This is a genomic window from Bradyrhizobium zhanjiangense, assembly GCF_004114935.1.
Classification (GTDB): Bacteria; Pseudomonadota; Alphaproteobacteria; order Rhizobiales; family Xanthobacteraceae; genus Bradyrhizobium; species Bradyrhizobium zhanjiangense.
The window spans coordinates 5,330,434-5,352,509 of the sequence record NZ_CP022221.1 but is presented as its reverse complement, the minus strand read 5'-3'; the positions used below and the strand labels follow the sequence as shown (position 1 = coordinate 5,352,509).

Sequence of the window (22,076 nt, the reverse complement as noted above, 5' to 3'; positions counted from 1 at the left end):
CCTATAGCCAGGAGGTGCTGTGGCGATCGTGCGGAACGTCACGGCACCGGCCGCAGGGGCCGTTCCAGATCGGCGCCTGCGGCTTCCGTTTGGCACCTTCTTTTAGCGGGCAGATTATTCGGCAATGAGCGACGCCGCCGCGAGATACTTCCGCCAAGCGAAGGTCTGCCTCGATGAGGCAGAGAAGGCGACAAGCCCGGTCGACAAAGAGGCTTGGCTAAAGCTGAGGGAAGAGTGGTTGGCGATGGCGGAGAAAGCTCAAAGATCGCAGTCCCAGTCCCCGAAGTGAATATCCCATGGTGACGCGACTCTAGATCGGCTCTAAGGTGGTTCCGGCTTCGGAACCGCGCTTTTGGAGCAGGATCATGAGCTTATACCGAGCTTACATAATCGGTACCGATGGACACATAGAACTGCGGATTGACCTCGATGTGCGCGACGAAGCAGCTGCAAGGGAAAGCGCCAAGCAGCTTGTCGATGGGCACATAGTAGAGCTCTGGGAAGGCGCGACCAAGATCGAGACGTTCGAGCCCGAAGAGTAGGGCTGGCTGGGCGACGGGGCCCGCTTTGCTCAAGGCCGCCTCAGTTGGACGCCGTTCTCTTGATCTAGCTCAAGGCGCGCTGGCCTCTAGGGGCAGTCCGTCAGGACATGTGATCTTCCCCCGAAAAAGTGGACGGGTTTAAGCGGCTTTTAGCTCCATCTCGATCGGGGCGATATATCCGATCGCGGAATGGAGCCGGGTGCGGTTGTAGAAGCCCTCGATGAAGGCGAAGATATCGCGCTGGGCCTCGGCGCGGGTCTGGTAGTCGCGATGGTGAACGAGCTCGGTCTTCAGGGTATGGAAGAAGCTCTCCATCGGGGCATTGTCGTAGCAATCGGCCTTGCGGCTCATCGATGCGGCGATGCCGGCGCCCGTGAGAGCGTCGCGATAGGCGTGTGAGGCATACTGCACGCCGCGATCGGAGTGGTGGATCAATCCGGCCTGCGGCCGTTGCTGCTGGATGGCCATCGTCAACGCCGCGGATGCGAGTTCGACTTGCATGTGATCCCGCATGGCCCAGCCGACGATCTTTCGGCTGAAGAGATCCATGACGGCCGCCAGATACAGCCAGCCCTCCGCGGTCGGGATGTAGGTGATATCGGCGAGCCAAACGCGGTTCGGGGCTTCCGCTGTGAAGTCGCGCGCGATCAGGTTCGGGGCGATCGGCAGGTCGTGACGGCTGTCGGTGGTGCGCACGCGGCGCGGCGGCGCCGTGATGGCGCGGATACCGTGCCGGCGCATCATCCGCTCGATCCGGCCGCGGCTGGCGCCACGGCCCTGCGTCCGCAGCACGGCATGGACGCGGGGACTGGCGTAGCGGCCGCGGCTGGCGCGATGGGCCTGCCGGATTGCAGCCAGGAGAGGCATTGGATTTTGTCCGTTCGCTCACCGGGCGCTCGCGCCAGGCATAATAGCCGGCCGGCGAGACCTCGAGCACGGCGCACATCAATCGTACCGGATAGGCGTCGCGATGGTCCTCGATGAAGCGGAAGCTCATGTCCGGGTTCCGGCAAAGATCGCGATCGACTTTTTTAAAATGTCGCGCTCCATGCGCAGCCGATCGTTCTCCTGGCGCAACCGGGCGATCTCCGAAGCCTGGTCCGCCGACATCGGCGTCGCCTGCGTGGTGGGGCGCCACGCCGCCGATGCCGGCTGCTGCCCGGCCTTATCCACCCAGCGCCGCAGCACCGAGTCGCGCAGCCCGAACTCCTTGGCCACCGACGTGATCGAGCGACCGCTCGACACCACCAGCTCAACGGCCTGGCGCTTGTACTCTTCGGTAAATGACCGACGTTGACGTTCCATTCGACACCTCCGGGCTCAATGAGCCTACTACAGGTGTCCACTCATTCGGAGGACGTTCAATGCCCGACTCCGACAAACAGATTGAGGGTAAGGAAGCGCAAATAAGAGGTCGTTGCGAGAGAGCAGGCGCACGCGCTCGTTCTCCCGGATGACGAGCATCCGGTAGCCATCATGCTTTACTTCGTTTCCAGTCCGGCCCATCGGGGACCTGCTTGCCGGCGGTCGCCAGGCAGAGCTCGTACGCGATAGGCATGAAGCGCAGACAGGCACTCACCCGCGAATTTACGAATCCGAATCGATAGCGCAAGTTCCTAACCGGAACAGTGCTAAAGCGAACAGAGGACTGCGGTGATCTGCTGATAGGCTCGTTCTCGCCTGGCCTTGATATGCTTGAGGATCAGGCAAACCTCCAGCGGCCCCGGCCTCACGACCCCCTCTCTAGCCTAGGGCCGGGGCCGTCCAATCGCCATCATCGTCCCCTCGCTGCCGGCGCGCAGGATGACGGCTCGCTGGCCGCACGCTCCCACGGCGTCCAGCCGAGCGGCCTGCCTCACGCGGTGCCGCGAAGCGGCAGGGCGAGCTGCACGTCGAGGCGCCTCGTGGCATTGGCCTGGATGAAGGCCTGCAGCGCCGGCGAGATCTCCGCGTCGGTGTCGGCAGCGCGCTCGGCCAGCGCCTCGGCGACGTCCGGGGTGGCATCGCGCGACCAGCCCTCGACCGGATTGAAGCACACGATCCGGATCGGATAGGCGTATTGGCCGGAGAGGATGTCCTGCAGGACAGTCTCGAGATCCGTGTCGGCTTCGTCAGTCTCGCGCCAGGCGCATCCGGCACGCGCGCCGAAATCCACAAGCACCAGGTAGATATCGCGGTCGAGGCGATCGTTCGGGATGATTGACGGTGAGGCCATACGCGAGAACTCCACTGACCGGAGTCAAATCTAGGTGGCCTGTGGCTTGAAGGCGAATCGGAACTGCGAAATCTTCCTCGCGTTGGCGTCGTGCCAACATGGAGGAATGAGTATGGCAACGTCGAAAAAGCAGACCGCGCGCGGTCGCAAGCAGGATCGGGCGCGGGTGGCGGGCGAACAAGATTACGAGGTTCGCTACGAGGCGAAGAAGACGCGCCGTTCGGCTTCCGCGGTGAAAAAAGCGGTCAAGAAGGTGGGCAGCAGCCGTAAGAAGGTTGAGCGGCGCTTGGGCCGATGAGGGCCGTGGCGCTCAGGCGTCGATTCTTAGGAACGAGCGCCCCCGCAGCCAGTTCAATGATCGGTCTTGCGTGCTCATCCTTTCGCGAGACCTATTGCCAACTAAGCTCCAGCTCGTTCCCCGGCGGGCTGGGGCGTTCCTGTTGCGTCGGATTCACAAATTCGAGTCCAGGGGGATGATTCTGCGGATGAAGTGGCGTTTGCCGACCGGACGGCAGGCGCCGCTGCAGAGCAATCGGAAACTAGTTTAACCGGATCTCATAACGACGTTTGAGCCGGTCGCTAGTGGTCTTTGCTGCGTATTGAATGCGTGCAAGGTCGCAGCCTTCCTGCGCGATGACATGCAGCTTCCAGTCCGAGGTGCCGGGTCGTGGATCGGGCCCGAACTCAACTTCGATGGACACGACCTTTTCTGTGCCTGGAAAACTTCGGATCTCCTGCCGCGCAATTCGCTCGAGCTCATCCTTCGACACCGGTGATCTGGACACCGTTCGCTCCTAAGGGTGGAGGCGGCTGCTTGAAGCCGCGCCCAGCTCAATGCAATCAGTGACCTCGACGTTCCTCAGATGAGAAGGCGCATCGCGAATCGCTCGAAGCTCGCGCCGATCTTATGATCAGCGCAATTGCTGCAGAGCTTCCGCAGTCAGCTCATATCGACTCCCCACCTTTTTCAACCAGCGTGCTTTAAGCATACGCCTTGCAGTGTAGAACCCGCACAGTGGACGGTTGCCTCCTGGATGAAATAGCAGGCCATTGCGTTCATGCGGGCAGGCGGCGCGTAGCGGCCTGGACGATTGGGATTTGATTGATGCGGTGATGCCGCTGGAGCCGAACTGGCCGGTTCGCGTGAGGCGGAACTTTTCGGTCATAGCGGAGGAAAGCGTGACGCAAAAAAATATGCGGAGTCGGCCCTAAGAAGGCTACGCGCTTAGCTGAAAAAGCGCCTGGGCTTTGACAAGGCGGGCCAAGCGTCGGAGAAAAGCTAAGACCGAAGAGGCCAATTACCATCGGGCGCCGGGACTGTCAGTTCATCCAAGCCGTTCGACACCAGGTGGACCTTGCTTGCCCAAGGCAAATAGATAGCTGGCAAGCTGCTTGTGGCGCATTTCAGTAAATACTGCCAAAGTTGCTGCAACGACATTGGCGAGAATGACGGTACATCCGAAAACGAGCCAACCACTATCCTTCCATAGAAGGAAAGCTGGATACATGATCGTGTGGTGAATCAGGTATAGAGTGAAGGAATAGCCGGAAAAGAACCGAATAGCTTTCGCTAGTGCGGCTGAGTGGGTGGGGCGGATCGCCTGCGTCGCCCCCACGATTCCGAACAAGAATAGTATCAATAGAACATACGTTTTTGGCTGGTATTCGGCATAGGGGCGAACAACCACCAGGTAGGCCGCGACCGATGCGATGATGATCGCCAGCGATACACTGAGCCGAGGCAGCCATCCACGTCGCGCGAGTAGGTAGACGTAAGCTCCTCCGAGCCACAAAAGGAACAATGATTGGCCAAGCCCATCCTCCTGAAGCGCGCCAAAGATGTAATGCGTAGGAATTTGCCCGAACACAAGAGCGACCGGGACAAGCAACAGGGCCGTCGCAGGCCGCGCGCCCAGGAAGAAAAGCGCAGTGACGAAGAGGTAGATGTGCCACTCGATTGCGAGTGTCCACAGGGGGCTTCCCGATCCGAATGCCGGGAACCGCAGGAAGCTTAGTTGATCAAGCGGCCCGCGGTAGGTCTCAAGCATAAACACGTTTCCGACAAACGCTCTGAAATTGTAGCTAGCGGCTAAAGTCGCATCTCCGATTGCATGCAGTGTGGCGGCATCGATCACGGCGATCGCGATCAGGCAGGGAAGCAGTCCGGAATAGATGCGGGCGACACGTTCAACGAAAAACTGCCAAAATCCATATTGGGGGTCCCTGATTGATCTCTCGACCAGCGTATACCTGATCAAGAACCCGGACAGCACGAAGAAGAGCAGCACACCGACGTTTTGCGGAAGAGGGAACTTCCCGCCCCGTAGCTGCGGCATAAAGAACGAGATTCCGTGCCCGATACACACAGCCTGCGCAGCGATTGCGCGGAGCGCGTCTAGCGTGATCGATGTGCTGTTCTTAGCGGGATTAAGATTGAACATGCGGAATGCCGGTGAGGCGCGGACACTACTCGACAACTTCTAATCGAGCAATCTGGTCGCCGACTTTATATGCAGCCTTTCGTTTCGACGCACAAACCAACGCCTCGCCCAACCTCTCGGAGAACCCGCCCATGACACATTTCCGCCGCCCGACCCCGGGAGTCAGAAGAGGCGATAAGGCATGGCGATCGCCCGCCAAGATCACACAGGCTTGAGTGACTTTTGATATCCCGAAATTTTCGCTTGCTCCGTCGGGCAAAACAGTGGTTCATAAGGCGCTGGCTCTGACTGTGCTAAGAGGAACCAGCACTATGGCGAATGAAGTTGAAGTCTCTCCCGAGCTGTCCAAAATTGCGAAGCTCAACGGAGATTTCAGAAAGAACTACGGCACATTGCTTGGCGCAATTTTGTATCTGCGTTCGATTAGTGCGGTGCGCCGGACATCCCATTGGGGTGGATTGGTCGTGGCTCTTGCGACAGCCATTTTGACCTGGATGGCAAAGTATTGGTGGTCATGAAGCAGCCCCTCGTGAAGGCGTGATTTTCTTGACCTCGTCTAGCCGTTTAAATTCCAAGCGCGCGATCGGTTGGAGGGCTCGGTCCGATGGTCAATGCGCTCGTTCCGCACAAGAGCTTGCTGCCAAAAGCACAGCGGGCTCGGCGCGCCGCGCAATACGTCAGAATGTCGACGGATTACCAACAATACTCCATTGCAAATCAGATGGCCGCGATTGCCGCCTACGCGCGGAAGTTCGAGTTGGAGATCGTGCGAACCTATCGTGATGATGGCAAGAGCGGCCTCCACATTAAGAACAGGACGGGCCTGCTAGATCTGATCGACGACGTTCAATGCGGGCGCACGGATTTCGGTTGCGTCCTCGTCTACGACGTTAGCCGATGGGGGAGATTTCAGGATGTCGATGAAAGCGCATACTACGAATTTATCTGCAAACGGGGCGGTGTGAAGGTCATCTATTGCGCCGAACTGTTCGCGAACGACGGCAGCCTCATGTCGAGCATCGGAAAGAACGTTAAGCGCGTTATGGCGGCCGAGTGGAGCAGGGAGCGGTCCGAAAAGGTCTATGCTGGTGCGTGTCTTCTCGCTCGCATGGGATTTCGGCAAGGAGGACGCCCCGGCGTCGGTCTTCGCAGGGAGTTGATTGATGTGACCGGACGCTCCCGCGGGGTGATGCAAAACGGTGAACGAAAATGCCTCCAGACGGATCGAGTTATCCTGCGGCCAGGGCCGCCAGAGGAGGTCGAACTTGTCCGCTCTATCTTCCGGCAGTTTGTAATCGACTTAAGGGGTGAGACCAAAATTGCACGGCGCTTGAACGCCGCCGGCATCCGGTGCCCGACCGGCCGACCCTGGTCCGAGGGAATAATCCGCTACATGCTGGCGAATGAGAATTACGTCGGCAATTTGCTGTACGATCGACACACCTGTCGTCTTCGAGAGTACAACAAACCAAACCCACCCGAGCAGTGGATTCGGAAGGTCGGCGTGTTTGAGCCAGTCATCAGTCCCCAGCTATTCGCGAAAGCGCGAGAGATCATCGCGGCTCGTAAGAGCACTAAGGGGCTCTCCAACGAGGAAATGCTAAAGCGGCTCAGAATCTTGTTGAAGAGGAAGGGGCGACTGAGCAGCGCTATCATTAGCGACGCGCCAAGTGTACCGAGTCCCGGTCTTTATCAGTTCCGGTTTGGATCCTTGAGAAACGCTTACCGGTTGATTGGCTACGTCTCGAGGCGGAACTGCGAATATATCGACACGCGCAAGGACCGCCATGCCATGCTTGAAGATCACGTTGTGACGCTCGGAGCGGCTCTATCAGCCCTCGGTGAAGACATCAAACTCGATCCGGTTTACCGTACTCTAGAGGTAAGGGGCACTGTCGTCTCTTTGCGAGTAGCGCGCAGCACTCATGATGGCAACGAAAAGCATTCTCCAACTTGGACGGTTGAGCGTGGCCGACATCTACCTCCGGGCTTGATCGTGGGCATCAGGCTCGACGCTTCAAACCGGGTAGTGCGCGACTATTTCTTGATGCCGGCAGCGAAACTTGTCGATCGCCTGAGGTTCACCGAACATGGCTCCAAGCGTTACGGCCTGCGTTGGTTCAATCGCATCGATGACGTCGCACGGGCTACGAAGAGGCGCCTGGGGCGCGCCGGCGGACAGAGGGTGGCGACTACGGTCTCGGAGCCTGGGATCTAATCGGCACTCTCTTACAGGCTGGTGGCAAATCCAAAGCGGCGGCAGCCACGCAATTTGAGCGGGGACGTCGTACGTGGGAGACAGCGCCGAAGAAGCTGATCTCCACGCGCTCCAGTTCTTGTGGCTATGTTTCCGAGCGCGAACTTCGCGCATCAACCAGATGTTGTGCTAGGGCGCCCCTCTTTGAGGCGAGGCACCGTTTGTTCTGACGATTTAATGAATCTCCATCGTATCGGCCGCCGAGATGTCGGAACTTGCCCTCCCCATTCGTCTTGAATCCGGCAAACCCCGAACGGAGTGCGCGTAAATGGCCCCGCGAGCCAATTGGAAAGGCTTCCTGCGACTGTCCCTAGTCACCTGTCCTGTCGCGCTCTACCCGGCGACGTCGGAGAGCGAGAAGATCGCATTTAACCAGCTCAACCGGGCCACCGGTCACCGCATTAAGTACCTGAAGGTCGACGCTGACACCGGCGACGAGGTGCCCAACGAGGATATCGTCAAGGGATACCAGTTCGAGAAGGACCAATTCATTGAGGTGACCAAGGAGGAGCTCGAGGAGATCGCGCTGGAATCGACGCGCACCATCGAGATCGATGAGTTCGTTGACAGGGCGGATATCGACCCCCGGTACCTGATCAGGCCATACTATCTGCGGCCGGACGGGAAGGTGGGCCACGATGCCTTCGCGGTGATCCGCGAGACCATCCGGGAAATGGACAAGGTCGCGATCGGGCGGGTGGTGCTAACCAGCCGCGAGCACATCATCGCGCTTGAGCCGCTGGACAAAGGTCTCGTCGGCACGCTGCTGCGATACCCCTATGAGGTGCGTAGCGAGCAAGAGTATTTCGATGAGATCCAGGACGTGAAGGTCACCAAAGATATGCTCGACCTCGCCAGGCACATCGTGAACCAAAAAGCCGGCACTTTCGAGCCGGAGAAGTTCGAGGACCACTACGAGAGCGCGCTGATTGACCTCATCAACCAAAAGCGTGCCGGCAAGACCATCCGCCCGAAGGATCGGCCGAAAGGTGAGAACGTCGTCGACTTGATGGAAGCGCTGCGGCGAAGCGTCGGGAAGGAGGCTGCCCCGGCGGCCAAGCCTGCCAAAAAGCCTCGTAAGGCGGCGGCCAGCCAAAAAGAGATGCTGATGCCGATTTCCGGGAAGAAGCCGGCGAAAGAGGCAGCCGGCAAGAAGGCCGCGGCAGGAACGCGCCGGAAGTCGGCGTGAAGCACCCAGTGAATCGTTGCGGTCGATAAAACGTCGTGCGGCAACGGCGCCGGATACTACGATAGAGGCGACATGCGCACGGCCGGCGCATGTCTGCTTTAGGCCCCGGATGCCGACAATTCGTAGGGTGTGGATCGAAGACTGCTTGTGACCCGGAGTGGACTTCACCTGGCCACTCCCGTTAATTTCACGCGGCGCGTTCCTTGTCCGACTGTTCCTTTGTGCCGATCGCGGTTTCTTCCAGCCCTTTTTCGTAATTGCCCGCGAACCTCTCAATACTATCGGCCCACATCCTCAGCAACGAGACTTGAAAGCATATGATTGGATCCAAAGCATTCATCCCGATTGCTGTCGCTGCGGCGACGCGCCTTTGTGGATCACGTACGGAACGGTTTGCGTTAGCGATATCGTCTGCCATGCTGCTCGCTCCTTCGCTCTGTTGTTATCGCCTAAAGCTGAGTGCCGGGTTGTGGACTCCGTGATTCTAAACAGCCGGCCAGAATTTGGTCCGCGGCGAGTCTCGCGCACCGGTCGTCGTGCAATTCGTCTAGTTTGTTCAAGTAAGCGACTGCCGCTATTTGCAAAAGATCAAAATCATCCTCGCCGGCACCACGCAGACCGGCGACGTAGTGATAGAGGGCGAAGCGCCTGTTATCGTTCTCGCTGATGCCGCTATGGAGCAGCAAGTAATTTCGCCAAGCGAACGCACACGCGCCTTCTCTGGCTTGAGAAGTCATGGGTACCTCCCGAAAGCCAGAGAAAGACTGACGAGCCTCTTCGTTCCGCGAATCCCGCAGTTTAACTTTGTTCCGTAGCTGCGCCGCTAGGTGCCCGCGCACGATATCGATAATGCGGTCTGTGGCCATAGCGGAATCGGTCAATGCGATTGGCTAATCGAACATGACGAACTTGGCCTAGTCGTCTTTCGACTGCGGTTTCGCTCCAATGACCGGCCATGTGTTCTCGAGAAAACGATGTGGGTGCTCCCGAGAAAATGAAACTACAGAACGCGCGAGACTTCCCATTCTGGCCATTCTGGCCCGAATGTGCTCGTCCTCACGCTGCGATGAGGGTCGAATGAATCGGCGGGAGGTTAATAGCGGGCACTCCGGCGCTGCTTGTTGCGTGAAGCGGACATTGATCAGACCTTCACTAGGCACGTTTCAATACCGCTGCATGCTTGGCGCTGACGCTCTCCCACGCGGAATAGAGTGCGCGCTTTGGTCGCGATGCAGGCTCGGGCGGAAGGCCCTATGTTGGAGATGACATGATCCACGTCCTCGAAATCGACCCGCGCATTGCGCGGCGTTGTTTGCGCGCTGGGCGGCTCCAAGCAGGAGCTTAGCCGGACGGCAATTGGTGTCGTCCGGATACATCTTCCTTCATCAACCAGATTTGGAGTGTGGCTTCCCCGTGGGAAGCCAAACAAGGAATCATGTCATGAGCATTCCCTCTATCCCCAAGGTCACTCTGTCGGTCTCTGAGCACCGCCGCCTGGAACGGCTCGCGCGCGTGGGCGCAGCTCAAGCCGACGTGGATGCACCTTTTCTGTTGAGTGAGATCCAGCGTGCGGAAATCGTCCCTGATTGTGCGGCCCGATTGGACAGCATTGTCACCATGGGTTCCTGGGTGACATTCTGGATCAACTGGGGCTTCCCTCTTGAGACGAGGCAACTGGTGTACCCCGAAGACTACACGTCCGAGCGCACCCAAATCCCCGTGATGTCGCCGTTGGGCGCGGCATTGGTGGGGCTGAAGGTCGGAAGCGAAATCCCTTTCTTCACCGCTGGGCGGACCAACGTCGTCAGGATCGAAGGCGTCAGTCGAACTGATCCGAATGATGTTGTCCGGGTTCTGTTTAGCAATCCGATGCAGAGCAAAAAGCTCTTTGATGATGATGACCCGGGACCATCGGCCGCTTAGGAAGGAGAGACAAGAAGATGAGCAAGACCAACCGCAAGAGCAAGCCTGAAATCGTATTGCCGCCTATCACGGTGATCGAGGATGAGGCCAGGCGGCTAAATGCGCTGGCGCGTTCGAGCGCGACACTCTTCCCGCGTGTGGCCCATTTTCTTGCACAGGAGATGGAGCGTGCACGCGTGGTGGCGGACAATTCCGAGCTGCGAGAGGTGGTCCGCATGGGCTCGCAAGTCCGGTTCTGCGATGATAGGACCGGTGAGGTCCGGGACGTGGTGTTGGTGTATCCGCACGAAGCAGACATAACCCTAAAGAGGGTTTCCGTTCTTACGCCCGTTGGCGCTGCATTGATCGGCCTGTCGGTTGGCCAAGCCATCGAATTTCAGACGCCGGGCCACAACAAGCGGTCCTTGACGGTGCTGGGCGTGTCCAACTGAAGGAGGCCTGCGATGCGGGATGTTTCAACCAAACAGGCCGCATTAACAGTCATCGGAATCACTGTTGCTTTGGCCGCCATGTTATATCTGGTGACCTTCTTCACGGCTTGACGGTCCAACTTCTGACGCGGCCCCTTTCGGTCTCTGATCGAGATGGATCCTACGGCCGCACGGAATGGGCTGGCATGATGGGTGCTCGTCGCAGTCGAGGTGGAATCCTGAACCGATTAGTCGCTGTCTTCAGTGCCTCTCTTAGGAGAGACACTCGGGACAAGTGTCACCGATCCCGTCCAGGACTTCCGCTACGGCGACGGCAGCCGCCTCTGGTGAGACCCCGGGCGGCGGCGTCTCTCCAGCAATTTTGAAAGCGCGATCACGAGCATGCGGATCAGTGCGGTCCTGCATCCAATCGTGCTCCTCGCATTCACGAATGGCGCCAGCTTCCAACAACACCGACCGAGCCCAGCCTTCGATCGTGCGATAAGCAGGGCGTCGCTCCCGGAACATCAACATCACGAACTCCATTGACGCGGAAGGAATCGCCATCCAGGCCCGTCGTTCCGGCGCATAGCACACAGCAGGGATTCGCAAATGTGCAGGCTTAGCCTTGTCCACCTGTTCCAGTGAGGGCTTGGACAGCTATTGTCCCGATTTCATGAGCTGCCGAGGAAGAACGAGTACTACATTGATCGGGCGATCAAGGATCTTCGAGGCGATGATCGAAATCGGCAGCGCGAACTCGTCTTCCATCTCGGCCGCGGCATCCTCGTCTCGTGCATAGACGTAGAGGATATCGCCGTCCACTTCGTCGAACCGGACAGCTCGGAAGAGCCCATCGAACCGATCTGCACCGACGATCAGCGCCATTCGGGCGGCAATCGCCTGGTCTTGGATTTCAGTCACAATCATCGCTCGGCGAGCCTAATTTCCTCTGCCGTAGTCGACCGCGAAGACCTGGTAGTATTGGCCCGGCGACGTCTGCGTGAACACAATCTCCAATGCGACGATCTCTGCATAACCCCTGGTCTCGTCGCCGACATTGATTAGGTCAACCACTGTCAGCCCCCTTCCAGTGTCGAAGTTGGACGCCGGCGCGCCGGGAATGCGGATGAGACCTTGCATGCTCGGGCCTCTGGTCTGGATTGCCACCTTGATGTGCGGCGCCGTTCGGACGGCGAGCCACTCCGAACGGAAATCAATTCTCTGCCATTGGTCGCGATCTGCTGAGGCGTGACCCATGTACCTAGGTCCAGTCGCCGGATCGATGGCGGCAAAGGTAGGGGAGGCGAGCGCCGATAAGGCGAGAGTCAGAGCTGCGAACAACCCAAGTCGCATTAGCGGGATCTCCGGCATTGCGAGCCCATTCGTTACGACCTGATTGAAAATCGGTCGAATGCCGTCAGGACCTGCATGCGAGGCTCGATATCGCGGAGATAGATTTCGCCCCTGAGAAACGCAATTTCCGCGTCAAGCTGGCTCTCATCCACGTCGATGAACCAGGATCGTGGCCGTCCATCGCTCCCATCGCTCCATCGGTAGCCCCGCCGCTTGAGAGCGTCCTTTAAATCAAACGGCGATTGCTCCGCCCAAACTCGCATCTTCTTCTTGCGAGCCTGTTCGAGCAGCACAGCTAGTGCAGAGCACCCAGTCGGTAGCTCGAAGGCTAGTATCTCGAGAAGAGCATGACAATCGTCGACGGCCCTATGGGCTTGGTGAAAGAAGCCAGCGCCATTCAACAGGTAACCCAGCCGCGAACCTTCGAAGCCGTGCTTCCGCCACTCTACCTCAGTTGCAGAGCATCCCCAGGCCTTGCGCTGGAAGACTGGCCAGTAGCGTTCCGCGAATTTGCGGTCGAACCCCGCGTTATGAGCAATGACGATCACGGCGTCCTCGACGAACGATGACACGACGTTCCCGTCGATCTGATGTCCAGCGACCATTTCGTCCGTGATGCCCGTTAGGGCAGTGACGTCCGACGGTATTGATGCGGATGGCTCATTGAACGAGGAGAATACATCACGGAGGCCGGCGATGCGACCGTCGGCCAAGTAGTCGAACTTGACCATCCCGAGTTCGATGACTTCGTCCTTCTGGTGATCCAGACCTGTAGTTTCGACGTCGATGAGAATGCCGGTTCTAGTCGGCGCTCCATTGGATGGGGTAAAAGTCTCTCTACGCGCCAAACGCCGAAGGACGCGATAGTCGTTGGACCTTGCCAATACCTCGGCCATGGCGGCTAAGGTTAGGTCGTTCTCAAGCATCGTACTTTGCAATCCTTCGGCGACGGCTCCCACGCGCGCGGTGCGTTGGGCAAAGGCTAACCCGGATCAAAGACCTACAACCAGATAGGACGCCGAAACGCCCCCCAATTGGACGCGACTAAGGCCTCCCAGACGGAGCCGGCTACACCCCAGCCGGCCCTTGAGCGACGTCAATGACATGACGGTCGGGCCCAACAGTGATCACGATCGTGTAGCTCTTTTGAGCTCCGCCCTGGTCGGTCGGCGGCGCAAGGTGCAGTTGACCTCCATACCATTCGCCGGGCAGGAGCGTATTGTCTTTGATCACCGCTTGCTCGAGCACGGCCATGTTGCGCTGACCAGTTTCGATCGTCGCAGATATCATCGCCTCATTCTGAGCCGCTGCGTTGCCTTGAGCAATGGCCGCTGCTGTCGGGCTGTAGAACGTGCCGGTTCGGCCGCTCGGTGTCGTGTAGCTGCCGTAACCAGCGCGAGAGGCGCTGTATGCGTTGGCGCCGGCGGCCACGCCGGTTAGAAGCGCGGCGGCAACCTGCCGGTTCTTTTCCTCCTGAACCAGCATCTCATAGGTCACGATTTTCATTTCGAAGTCCGACCCGGCGGCGTGTTGGATCGCCTCTACTTGTCCGACTCGAAACTCGACAGGCTGTCGGCTCAAATTATTGATGCCCACCACGAACACGGGCCGTCCGTTCGCTTGCAGCTGACGGGATGCCGGTCGAACGAGCACCACAGAGCTTTTCTGTCGAGAGACAAGGGCAGGTTGCCCATCCCGCATAAGAGCTTGTTGCTGCGGATTGGACGCCTTGAATGAAACAGTCTCGCCGGCTGTCATGCAGCCAGCCAGCGTGGCGCAAGCCGCCACAATCACCAAAATGCGCATGTTGAAATGCCCCCGTCGAAAGGCGCTATGCAAGCGCAACCGATGCGCGAGAGCAAGGGCACTTTGCGCGTCTTAGGCCCGATCCTCAGGCAAAAAGTCTAAGGCGGCCGCGGGCTACCTCTACGCACCTCGTGTCCAGCGCCGGCGGCAGGCTTTAGGTGCGCCGCAGCAAGGCGGAGGCCGGAGGGGGCGGTCGGCACGGGGCTTGGCGGTGGGCTCGAACTCAAGCACGGACTTCGAAGACCGCTCGTCGATCGCCCGAGTCGAGCAGGACATCGCGCAGCCATCGAGGCGAGTTTGGAGACGCTTTCGGGGCCCGTTGGCGGGCAGGGGCGGCCGCGCAAGCTCCACAGAGACGCCGTGCCGCACGACTTCCGGTCGACCTTCAAGGACTGGTGCACCGAGCAGTCGACTACCCGAACGAGATGTCCAAAATGGCCCTGGCGCACACCGTCCCCGACAAGGTGGAGGCTGCTTATCGCCGCGGCGACATGCGGTAGAAGCGCCGGCAGATGATGGCCGACTGGGCGACCTATTGCGCCAGCCCGCCCACGGAGAAGGGCGACAACGTTGTGCCGATGAGGGCTTAGCTCCGAAGAGCCTTTTCAATATCCGAATCGCGAGTGCGATTTACCTCATTCGCATATCGCTGGTAGCGTTCCGCGCTCTCGCGGGCAATGCGTTCGCTTTCAGGGTCGCGGGCACGCGGCGACTGAGCGGGCCTGTCCACAACCGGTTCCTTAAGCGCTGTCTGTGCCATGGGAACTCCTTTAGACCAGCCGGGCCTGTTGGCGCAAGGCGAACCTAGAATTCAAATTAATATCGAAGAAGTGCTTCCGCTTGGCCCATAGGAGGCCTTCGTTTTTTGTGATGATCGCAACGTCGACAGGGCCTCCCACGGTCTCCGAATTCCTGGTCACCTTCTCCTTCAACGATTGAAGGTTGATCAAGGTTTCAGCCAGCTCTGCCATCTCGTCGACCGGCAGCACGCCAAGTACGCGACGCAACGGGATAGCATGCTCGCGCCGCGCGTTAGCCATGATTGAGTCGCCCATCGCGTCCAGTGCCTTACTGACGTGGTTTTGAAGATTCGGGATGGGGCCATTGCCACCGGCAGCGTTGAAAACGTCGTTTGCGAACTCGCGAAGCCCGCTGTTGACCGTGTTCATAACCGAGATGTAGACGTCGCGGCTTATCCCCAGCGAAAACGTGTCGCTCATATCGGTCTGAGCGAATGAGTCGAGCCAAGCTGGAGTGTCATGAGTGATACTAACCCGCTTGGTCTCGGTCGCGACGTGTTTGCCGGCTAGAATCCCGCTCGATCGATATTCAGCAAAGCCTGGGAAAATGTCGTGGTCGCCAAATCCAGCAAATACCAGGCCTGTCGCGCCCATCTGCTGCTCCGGGTTCTTAAAAACCTCCAGAATGCCGAGCTCAGCAAACGCGGCGAGATCGCTCGGGAAGCTTGAAGCAAAGGCGTCCTTCCATTCGTCGAACAGCTTGATCAAGTCATCGCGCCAAAGCGCGATGGTCTGGTCGACATGCTCTTGCGGAATGTTTGCGGGGAGGCTTTTCGCGCTCAGCTCGACCAACCGCGCGGAAATCATCGCGTCAGTCTCTGCAAGCCGGTCCGCAGGCGACTGCCCCGGTGTGTCAGCTCTGGTGACCAGGCGCAGCGCAGCGGAGCGCGCAGCATCCAAGAAAACTAACTTCTGTACCTCTATCGGAAAGAGGCGAGGGCTCTTTTCAAGGAAAGAAAAGAATTCGGCAGCATAGTCGGCGAGAGAATTGAACGACTTCTTCTCGAGCTCCTGCCGGAAAGTCTTTACCACAATCTCCCAGGGCACGCGCAGGATGTCGGCGGAATCAAAAATCATCAGCCCTACCGGATGATGGTCCGATAGCTGGAAAATCTTGTTTGCCCCCTTGAAGTATCGCTGCTCGCTGCCTCGCTCCGCCCAATGCGTGACGGTTGTCGCGCTGTCGGCCGCCAGGACGATCGCGAGCCGGTTCATCAGGCAGACTTCGGCCGTCATTTGATTCTCTCCTCGCCAACGATTCCCCAACCGCAAGGCGAGCGCAAGATGATACTAAAGCAATCAGCGTTGGCCACGAAGGAAATCGGACATATTTGGCTTCCAGCCAAAAATGTCGGCCAGGTTTTTCGTGCGGGTGACGATCGTGAGAAAGTCCTCAAGCATTCGCACCGCTGGTTCGGGATTGTAGAGGGTCACCCACCCAGCTTTCTCAGGATATCTGAATGCGAACTCCGCGTGGTAGCGAGACACATCTCGGATAAATTCGTCGATTTCAGCCGTGAGAGACAATCCACAATCTGTCGCCTTCGTAAGTAGATCCGTGAGATTGTGAGAGTGTTTGAGTTTTCCGCTGAGCTGTCCGTTCTCTTCAATAACGGACTTCAACGCATTCTCTATGCTGAAGCCAATAAGGAGGTAGAGAGAGAGACCGATCTGTTGAATTGTGGCGGACGGATCGGCCGCGATAATGCGTTTCGCGCCTTCCAGCAATCCGACGGCCCACGCTAGTTTCTCGATGTGCATAGTCATCAGCGATGATGCTCGCGCAATCGGAGAGCGAGAGCAAGGCTTCAAAGCGTCAGGCTCCAAACGACTGCCACGACCGACAGCATGAGCATGGAGATCGCGGTGCGTCGGCCGATGCCGTTCATGTTCGGTCAGCGCGCTCGGGCGGTCAGTTCGTTCTTGAGCGCCACAGTGGCTTGCATCAGATAGTTCAGCGGATTTTGCGCGCAGTAGTTATTCAACCCAGGGCGTAGTAGCCACGCTCTCAGGACGATGAGCGATGAAATCTGCGTCGGTCTAACGATTGGGTACACGAAAGTTCAAAGGCGGGTGATCCCCAAACGAAGCGAAATAGGTCTCGAAGAGGAGCCCCTCCGCGTACATTGGAAGCTGCGAGTAGCACCACGTCACCGCGAGCTGGTGCGTTGGAAACAGATCAGAAAGCGTTGCGTGCCGTCGGAGTCGCAGGCCCGCCACATGTTGTCCTCGCCTTTTCGGAAGTAGAGAGTTCACGAGCGCGTGCACTCTACTACCAAGAGCAAACGTCCTTCCCTCCGCGCCAATATAAAGCGTGCCGGTAAGATCTTTGCCGCACAAGCGGAACAACGGGGCAGGCTCTCCATTTTCGCTGAGAGCTACGAGACGGTAGACGCCGGGTGAGTTCTGGCAGCGCCGTTTAGCCTTGAGCGAATGATGCCTCTTCCAGCGGCCCGGAATGTGCTCATTCCAATGCACCTGCTTCCCGGATCGGTGACAAACGAGAAGCCCGGCGATCTCGTCCCATTCCTCGTCATTAGCATCAATCGCGCTCATCCGGCTCTGCCTTCCGTCCCGGGTCGACCAGATTGCGAATGCTGGCCGAGACCATGGGGCGAGCGCAAGAGATCAGGCTAGAGGTGGGCAAGATTATTTTTTCAGAATGAGACCCATTGCGCGCGCCATTCGCCTCACGGATCCGGTGTGCCGACCGAGCGCCGCCGCTATCTCCGACACGACACGACGACGCGCCAGCCATGCAAGCCGCTTCCGCTCAGCGTCAGTCCATTCCTTTGGCTTCGACGATCTCATTTCGAAATGATCGAATGAGCTCGATGCGAGCGATATTGGGAAATTTACGGGTGGCGGCGAGCGACTAAAGCACGCCGAACCGCCCCGGAGGCGAATGGATTTCTCAACTCGCCTCAAACGCGCCAATCTTAGTGCAATACGCGAGCGGCTTCGGCTAGACGGACCTTCTCTCTCAGCCCCTCAAGGTCCTCCATGGCTTTACGCAATCTCACCAGATCGGAGACCATGTGTGCCAGAGTAGGCTTGCGCGGCTTTGGGACTCGAGATTTCTGTTTCATCGCGAAACGGCTCCCTGCCAGGACCGACGGAGATAGGCTGGGATTGGCAAGGACCATGCCAGTAGAGTGCAATCAGTCACGCCAGAGAGCGCGGCGCAAGGGTTACCGGATGGCCGACCGGATTCTGCGAGGCATGGGCAAGGGACGACGCGCTGAATTAACGGCAGAATGTCACCAAGCTTTTGAGAGAGAAGCGCAGGCAGCTCGTGAGAGGCACCGCTATCCGCTCAAAGCCGCGCGACCCTCCGCGGTGATGCGGTATTCGGTGTCGCCCGATGTTTGGGGGATTGCATCAACCATACCTAGCTCCACCAGCCGCGCGACGAGATCGTGATCGAACAGCGGAGTGCTGATCCACGGTTCGGAAGACAGCTGCCTTAAGAACGCGCGCTCAATCTCGGTTAGATCCACGATCGCCTCTCTGAAGACAACTCGAGGGGCGTTGGTGCCGTTCCGCTTCGGGAAGGGGACGAACCCATCAGATGGGACCGAAAGCGCTTACAAGCCCGATCACTATGGGGACGAGCCCGACGACGATCAGAGCTGGAGGACAGGCCGGCAGCAATGATCCAGACGCCGAAGAGGACGATTAAAGTCGAAATCGCATAAGCAACCGCTCTGTCCATGGGCGAACCGCGGGTTTTGTCGCCATTCGACGCCGGGCGGGGCTAAACGTTCCTGTGCAAGCACCCTCGAGGGATAACAGCGGTACTCGCCGGTTCGCAATGGCGAGCCCTCGGAATGACCCGCAAGCTGTCGGATTGGCATCCAGAAATGCAGCGGCCCCAGCGAACGGACGCCGGGGCCGTTTTATTTTGTGGCAAGCGGAACGACTTTCCCGATTCCGAGTCGAATCCAAGCTCCCGACCAATCCCCAAGTCAAAAGCCCCCGTCGGGAGCAAACCTACCCCAAGGGTTGGCGACCTCGGCTCCCAAACCGAGGTCGTTTGCCTATAAGTGTGGAAAACGGCGGCGGCAAGGCGAGCGCGAAGCTCGGTTCGAATGCGCTGGTTGCGACCCCGAGGTCTTGAGAGTGGGATTGAAGTCTTATTTAATCTCCATCACAGAATGTTTTATTTTGCTTATTTGAAGCTAGAATATCGTTATCAGCGATCATTATCAGCGATCGTTATCAGCGCAGACACTCCCCCGTGCCTGCCCGACGGACCGCCGGCTATCCCTCCGAGCCATTAGCGCTGCGACCGGCCGGGTTATAGGGCATATCAACCGCTTCTTGGAAGCTTGGGCTTGACGATCGGATAGTGCGACTTCCCAATTAAATCCCTAGTTCGAGGTGAGTCGGGGGGTGTCGTGGGTGTTTACTTGCTCTCACTCGCGGCGTGCGTTGTCGGGTTTCTTCTGTTCATGGCATTCCATCGATAGGGCCGACAGCGGACGCAACAGTTACCTTGAATCCTCAGCCCAAAGCCGAAATTAATAATCTCGGCCGGTTGTTTTTGACTGTGCACAATTGCGCGCGTTCAATTCCAAAGATTGGAGGCGAACGTGTATTTAAATTGGGTTCTCGTTATTCTTATCGGCGTCAGCATAGCGATCCTGATCGCCCACACCATCGACGCGATGCGTTCCTGAGGTTGCGCTTGCGATTGGATCTATGCCGCGTCTTCGAGTTATACGGGTACGCGGTTTCTGATTTATACGCGCCCTGCGCATCCCGCGCGCGCCGAAGTCTTCCGAGCGAAAGTAGATATCGGGGTCCAAACAGTCCAGCGGCACCATTAAGGCGAGGAACGTTTACGCTTACTGCGAAACTGCCGAGGGCGGAGAGACGGCTACAGGATGGCTTTTGAGGGTAGGCTGGGGCTGCTCCACCAGGGGCTGTGGTGACCACCGGCGTCACTAAGAGCCTTGACGATTTAGGCAGGAATAGAAAGAGGCCGCCAACAAGCGACCTCAGTCTTAGATAGGCCGAAGTCCGTGATGGGGAAATCACGAGCCCCAGCACTCAATTTGGCGGCTTCTTCTGCGGTATGCATGTGACATGAGAGCAAAAGCTGCCCCATTCATACACACATGAGCCGTTCTGGCATTTCGCTTCTTGGTTATCCAGCGCGTACTTCATTGCCATTCCGAAGCTGGCGAACACATCAAAGATTTCTTTGATGGTCAGACCTCCCATAAGCGGCCGATAGGAGCCACCAGAGATGCCGCCGTTCCCGTAAGTAAGGGAGGTGAAAAACGCTTCGAAATCTGCATCGGATAGCTTAGAGAGAGGACTTTCTTGCGAACTGCGGAGTTTGCGAACATCTTCCGGTGTTCTCGCTATCCAGTTCGCATCGCTGTTGACCAGCGCTCTATATTCTTCTTCGGTGTTAGCCAGTTTCGATTTATCGATCGCAACATTCATCGGTTGGCTCCATTGTTTCGCATTCCAGTAACGCGCGCACAGCGAGCATACTTCTCAACATTCACCTGACGTGTGAGTTGGTTCACAGTTCAAACTTGGTGTGAGAAATGCTAGGGAGCAGCGAAATGAGAGTCTCGGAAGCGGCACATTGCAGACCTCGACAGAAGCTTATGGTAAGGTGGACTCGCCGTCGTCATGGTGCGCCAATGGGTGATGATCCCAACACTTGGCTGATCAGGTTGGGTTCGACCATGAAGAAATCACGGTGGACCAGGCTATAGAGCGCCGTCGTCCGGCGGAGGCTGCTCGGGATCGCGAGAAGGCACTCGGAACCCAAATGATCTTGCATCAGTATCCGAGGCTCAACCTGAATAGGTAGAGAACCGGCCGTGCTTCATGCCGCGAACGTATCCGCGCGACACGCGCTCTTCCATCTCGCGCTCTAAAAACTCGTTCGCGATCAACAGCGCTTTCACAGCTTCGCGCGCGTCACCGCCGCAAGCTGCTATCGCCTGATCGGCAGCCGTCTCCAAAGCCTGCGCGTCTGATTGGAGCTTCGGAGCGAGCGCTTCAGGCATTGGGAAGAACCGAACAGATTAGCTAGGCAATGTTCGCATTATGTTCTAGACAAGTCAAGATTGAATGAGGGGCTCAGAGGTGCCGATTCCGATGATCTCGCCCGGGTATTCCGATTTGATCTCGCCCAGGATTGAACGAACCCGCTACGCGGGAGTGGGGGCAAGCCTGGTGAACTGAGGTGTCCTGTCTGAGAGGATGTTGGTCTTCGCACCACCCCTCTCAAGACAGGAGACCCAGATGGCTACCATGAGCCCTCTTCGGCAGCGCATGATCGAGGACATGACGGTCCGCAATCTGTCGCCGTCGACTCAACAATCCTATATCTATGCGATCGCAAAGTTTAGCCGCCATTTCGGCTACGCCCCGGACCGGTTGAGTTTCGAGCAGGTCCGCGCCTATCAACTGCATCTCATCGGCCAAAAGCGTTCGTGGTCCCACATCAATCAGGTGGCCTGCGCGCTGCGGTTCTTCTACGGCGTCACACTCGGGCAGACGGAGGCATTCGAGCGGATCATCGGTGGCCAGAAGCCTGACAAGCTCCCGCTCGTGCTTAGTGCCGAAGAGATCGAGCGCTTCCTGGACGCGGTTACAGGGGTGCGCAATCGCGTCGTGCTGGCGACGGCTTATGCGGCTGGCTTACGGGCTAGTGAAGTCGTCCGCCTGAAGGTGAGCTCGATCGACAGCAAACGAATGTTGATCCACATCGAGAACGGCAAGGGCGGCAGGGATCGTTACGCGATGCTTTCTCCGCGACTGCTGGAGATTCTGCGCACGTACTGGATGCGAGCCCGACCGGGGCTATGGCTATTTCCAGGCCAAGACCCCAGTGAACATGTCAGCGTCCGCTGCGTCCAGGCGGCCTGCCGCGCCGCCCGCCGCCGCGCTCGGCTTGCCAAGCCGATTACTGTCCATACGCTCCGGCACTCGTTTGCGACCCATCTCCTGGAAAGCGGGATCGACATTCGCATCATTCAAGTTCTGCTCGGACATGCCGAGCTGGGATCGACCGCGCGCTACGCTCAGGTCGCGACCAATCTGCTCGCCCGCACGACCAGCCCATTCGATGGACTCTCCGTCAGGGTGATCCCACCCGACTGAGCT

The 22,076-nt window shown here is 58.3% G+C and carries 23 protein-coding genes and 1 pseudogene; 7 read left to right on the top strand and 17 right to left on the bottom strand.

Annotated features, from left to right (window positions below; all coding sequences use genetic code 11):
• Positions 1 to 371: 371 nt before the first annotated feature.
• From XH85_RS45335 to XH85_RS25580, 3 genes and pseudogenes are all read right to left on the bottom strand, one after another.
• On the bottom strand, positions 372 to 575 hold the full coding sequence (locus tag XH85_RS45335) for a hypothetical protein (protein ID WP_164940839.1): 204 nt from the start codon (positions 573 to 575) through the stop codon (positions 372 to 374).
• 105 nt (positions 576 to 680) lie between these two features.
• Positions 681 to 1,847: pseudogene (locus XH85_RS25590) on the bottom strand (IS3 family transposase).
• Between the two features lie 550 nt (positions 1,848 to 2,397).
• Positions 2,398 to 2,757, bottom strand: coding sequence for a hypothetical protein (locus XH85_RS25580; RefSeq protein ID WP_128934013.1), 360 nt, complete (start codon positions 2,755 to 2,757; stop codon positions 2,398 to 2,400).
• A 112-nt stretch (positions 2,758 to 2,869) separates the two neighbouring features.
• On the opposite strand from XH85_RS25580, the gene XH85_RS25575 reads away from it, so the two are divergent.
• On the top strand, positions 2,870 to 3,055 hold the full coding sequence (locus XH85_RS25575; RefSeq protein WP_128934012.1) for a DUF3606 domain-containing protein: 186 nt from the start codon (positions 2,870 to 2,872) through the stop codon (positions 3,053 to 3,055).
• Between the two features lie 241 nt (positions 3,056 to 3,296).
• Here the strand turns inward: XH85_RS25575 and XH85_RS25570 are convergent, their stop codons facing one another.
• On the bottom strand, positions 3,297 to 3,542 hold the full coding sequence (locus tag XH85_RS25570; RefSeq protein WP_128934011.1) for a hypothetical protein: 246 nt from the start codon (positions 3,540 to 3,542) through the stop codon (positions 3,297 to 3,299).
• A gap of 540 nt (positions 3,543 to 4,082) precedes the next feature.
• Positions 4,083 to 5,198 (bottom strand): acyltransferase family protein, encoded by a 1,116-nt coding sequence (locus tag XH85_RS25560; RefSeq protein WP_128934010.1) that lies wholly within the window; start codon positions 5,196 to 5,198, stop codon positions 4,083 to 4,085.
• A 215-nt stretch (positions 5,199 to 5,413) separates the two neighbouring features.
• Between XH85_RS25560 and XH85_RS25555 the strand changes: the two genes are divergently transcribed.
• The 3 genes from XH85_RS25555 to ku all read left to right on the top strand — a co-directional run bounded on the left by XH85_RS25555 (position 5,414) and on the right by ku (position 8,644).
• Positions 5,414 to 5,716, top strand: coding sequence for a hypothetical protein (locus XH85_RS25555; RefSeq protein WP_245473795.1), 303 nt, complete (start codon positions 5,414 to 5,416; stop codon positions 5,714 to 5,716).
• 86 nt (positions 5,717 to 5,802) lie between these two features.
• Positions 5,803 to 7,416, top strand: a complete 1,614-nt coding sequence (locus tag XH85_RS25550) for a recombinase family protein (RefSeq protein WP_128934009.1) — start codon at positions 5,803 to 5,805, stop codon at positions 7,414 to 7,416.
• A gap of 307 nt (positions 7,417 to 7,723) precedes the next feature.
• A complete protein-coding gene (gene ku, locus XH85_RS25545; RefSeq protein WP_128934008.1) occupies positions 7,724 to 8,644 on the top strand; it encodes a non-homologous end joining protein Ku in 921 nt (306 codons plus the stop codon).
• A 187-nt stretch (positions 8,645 to 8,831) separates the two neighbouring features.
• Here ku and XH85_RS25540 read toward each other — a convergent pair whose 3' ends face one another.
• The gene (locus tag XH85_RS25540; RefSeq protein ID WP_128934007.1) at positions 8,832 to 9,062 is read right to left on the bottom strand and encodes a hypothetical protein; all 231 of its coding nucleotides are present in this window, start codon (positions 9,060 to 9,062) and stop codon (positions 8,832 to 8,834) included.
• Positions 9,063 to 9,093: 31 nt separating this feature from the next.
• On the bottom strand, positions 9,094 to 9,381 hold the full coding sequence (locus XH85_RS25535) for a hypothetical protein (protein WP_128934006.1): 288 nt from the start codon (positions 9,379 to 9,381) through the stop codon (positions 9,094 to 9,096).
• A gap of 703 nt (positions 9,382 to 10,084) precedes the next feature.
• Between XH85_RS25535 and XH85_RS25530 the strand changes: the two genes are divergently transcribed.
• Both XH85_RS25530 and rnk read left to right on the top strand, forming a co-directional pair.
• The gene (locus XH85_RS25530) at positions 10,085 to 10,567 is read left to right on the top strand and encodes a GreA/GreB family elongation factor (protein WP_128934005.1); all 483 of its coding nucleotides are present in this window, start codon (positions 10,085 to 10,087) and stop codon (positions 10,565 to 10,567) included.
• A 17-nt stretch (positions 10,568 to 10,584) separates the two neighbouring features.
• Positions 10,585 to 10,998 (top strand): nucleoside diphosphate kinase regulator, encoded by a 414-nt coding sequence (gene rnk, locus XH85_RS25525; RefSeq protein ID WP_128934004.1) that lies wholly within the window; start codon positions 10,585 to 10,587, stop codon positions 10,996 to 10,998.
• A gap of 252 nt (positions 10,999 to 11,250) precedes the next feature.
• On the opposite strand, the gene XH85_RS25520 is transcribed toward rnk, so the two are convergent.
• The 10 genes from XH85_RS25520 to XH85_RS25470 all read right to left on the bottom strand — a co-directional run bounded on the left by XH85_RS25520 (position 11,251) and on the right by XH85_RS25470 (position 20,974).
• A complete protein-coding gene (locus tag XH85_RS25520) occupies positions 11,251 to 11,511 on the bottom strand; it encodes a hypothetical protein (RefSeq protein ID WP_128937418.1) in 261 nt (86 codons plus the stop codon).
• Between the two features lie 126 nt (positions 11,512 to 11,637).
• Entirely contained in the window at positions 11,638 to 11,907 is a 270-nt protein-coding gene (locus tag XH85_RS25515; protein ID WP_128934003.1) for a hypothetical protein, read from the bottom strand.
• A gap of 12 nt (positions 11,908 to 11,919) precedes the next feature.
• The gene (locus XH85_RS25510; RefSeq protein ID WP_128934002.1) at positions 11,920 to 12,120 is read right to left on the bottom strand and encodes a hypothetical protein; all 201 of its coding nucleotides are present in this window, start codon (positions 12,118 to 12,120) and stop codon (positions 11,920 to 11,922) included.
• Between the two features lie 245 nt (positions 12,121 to 12,365).
• Entirely contained in the window at positions 12,366 to 13,259 is an 894-nt protein-coding gene (locus XH85_RS25505; protein WP_128934001.1) for a 3'-5' exonuclease, read from the bottom strand.
• Between the two features lie 142 nt (positions 13,260 to 13,401).
• Entirely contained in the window at positions 13,402 to 14,139 is a 738-nt protein-coding gene (locus tag XH85_RS25500; RefSeq protein WP_128934000.1) for a hypothetical protein, read from the bottom strand.
• A gap of 770 nt (positions 14,140 to 14,909) precedes the next feature.
• Positions 14,910 to 16,175: a hypothetical protein gene (locus XH85_RS25490; protein WP_128933999.1), complete on the bottom strand. Its 1,266-nt coding sequence runs from the start codon at positions 16,173 to 16,175 to the stop codon at positions 14,910 to 14,912.
• 63 nt (positions 16,176 to 16,238) lie between these two features.
• Positions 16,239 to 16,706 (bottom strand): hypothetical protein, encoded by a 468-nt coding sequence (locus tag XH85_RS25485; protein ID WP_128933998.1) that lies wholly within the window; start codon positions 16,704 to 16,706, stop codon positions 16,239 to 16,241.
• Between the two features lie 1,541 nt (positions 16,707 to 18,247).
• Positions 18,248 to 18,439 (bottom strand): hypothetical protein, encoded by a 192-nt coding sequence (locus tag XH85_RS25480; protein WP_128933997.1) that lies wholly within the window; start codon positions 18,437 to 18,439, stop codon positions 18,248 to 18,250.
• Between the two features lie 1,555 nt (positions 18,440 to 19,994).
• Positions 19,995 to 20,396 (bottom strand): hypothetical protein, encoded by a 402-nt coding sequence (locus tag XH85_RS25475; RefSeq protein WP_128933996.1) that lies wholly within the window; start codon positions 20,394 to 20,396, stop codon positions 19,995 to 19,997.
• Between the two features lie 362 nt (positions 20,397 to 20,758).
• Positions 20,759 to 20,974, bottom strand: a complete 216-nt coding sequence (locus XH85_RS25470; RefSeq protein WP_128933995.1) for a hypothetical protein — start codon at positions 20,972 to 20,974, stop codon at positions 20,759 to 20,761.
• A 238-nt stretch (positions 20,975 to 21,212) separates the two neighbouring features.
• On the opposite strand from XH85_RS25470, the gene XH85_RS25465 reads away from it, so the two are divergent.
• Positions 21,213 to 22,073 (top strand): tyrosine-type recombinase/integrase, encoded by an 861-nt coding sequence (locus XH85_RS25465; RefSeq protein WP_164940742.1) that lies wholly within the window; start codon positions 21,213 to 21,215, stop codon positions 22,071 to 22,073.
• Positions 22,074 to 22,076: the final 3 nt, after the last annotated feature.

Coding starts and splice junctions, on each gene's coding strand:
- XH85_RS25475 (WP_128933996.1), bottom strand. CDS start 20,396: ATGAATGTTGCGATCGATAAATCGAAACTGGCTAACACCGAAGAAGAA.
- XH85_RS25490 (WP_128933999.1), bottom strand. CDS start 16,175: ATGACGGCCGAAGTCTGCCTGATGAACCGGCTCGCGATCGTCCTGGCG.
- XH85_RS25540 (WP_128934007.1), bottom strand. CDS start 9,062: ATGGCAGACGATATCGCTAACGCAAACCGTTCCGTACGTGATCCACAA.
- XH85_RS25520 (WP_128937418.1), bottom strand. CDS start 11,511: ATGTTGATGTTCCGGGAGCGACGCCCTGCTTATCGCACGATCGAAGGC.
- XH85_RS25485 (WP_128933998.1), bottom strand. CDS start 16,706: ATGACTATGCACATCGAGAAACTAGCGTGGGCCGTCGGATTGCTGGAA.
- XH85_RS25515 (WP_128934003.1), bottom strand. CDS start 11,907: ATGATTGTGACTGAAATCCAAGACCAGGCGATTGCCGCCCGAATGGCG.
- XH85_RS25550 (WP_128934009.1), top strand. CDS start 5,803: ATGGTCAATGCGCTCGTTCCGCACAAGAGCTTGCTGCCAAAAGCACAG.
- XH85_RS25535 (WP_128934006.1), bottom strand. CDS start 9,381: ATGACTTCTCAAGCCAGAGAAGGCGCGTGTGCGTTCGCTTGGCGAAAT.
- XH85_RS25510 (WP_128934002.1), bottom strand. CDS start 12,120: ATGCAAGGTCTCATCCGCATTCCCGGCGCGCCGGCGTCCAACTTCGAC.
- XH85_RS25580 (WP_128934013.1), bottom strand. CDS start 2,757: ATGGCCTCACCGTCAATCATCCCGAACGATCGCCTCGACCGCGATATC.
- XH85_RS25500 (WP_128934000.1), bottom strand. CDS start 14,139: ATGCGCATTTTGGTGATTGTGGCGGCTTGCGCCACGCTGGCTGGCTGC.
- XH85_RS25575 (WP_128934012.1), top strand. CDS start 2,870: ATGGCAACGTCGAAAAAGCAGACCGCGCGCGGTCGCAAGCAGGATCGG.
- XH85_RS25470 (WP_128933995.1), bottom strand. CDS start 20,974: ATGCCTGAAGCGCTCGCTCCGAAGCTCCAATCAGACGCGCAGGCTTTG.
- rnk (WP_128934004.1), top strand. CDS start 10,585: ATGAGCAAGACCAACCGCAAGAGCAAGCCTGAAATCGTATTGCCGCCT.
- XH85_RS25530 (WP_128934005.1), top strand. CDS start 10,085: ATGAGCATTCCCTCTATCCCCAAGGTCACTCTGTCGGTCTCTGAGCAC.
- XH85_RS25465 (WP_164940742.1), top strand. CDS start 21,213: ATGGCTACCATGAGCCCTCTTCGGCAGCGCATGATCGAGGACATGACG.
- XH85_RS25505 (WP_128934001.1), bottom strand. CDS start 13,259: ATGCTTGAGAACGACCTAACCTTAGCCGCCATGGCCGAGGTATTGGCA.
- XH85_RS25560 (WP_128934010.1), bottom strand. CDS start 5,198: ATGTTCAATCTTAATCCCGCTAAGAACAGCACATCGATCACGCTAGAC.
- ku (WP_128934008.1), top strand. CDS start 7,724: ATGGCCCCGCGAGCCAATTGGAAAGGCTTCCTGCGACTGTCCCTAGTC.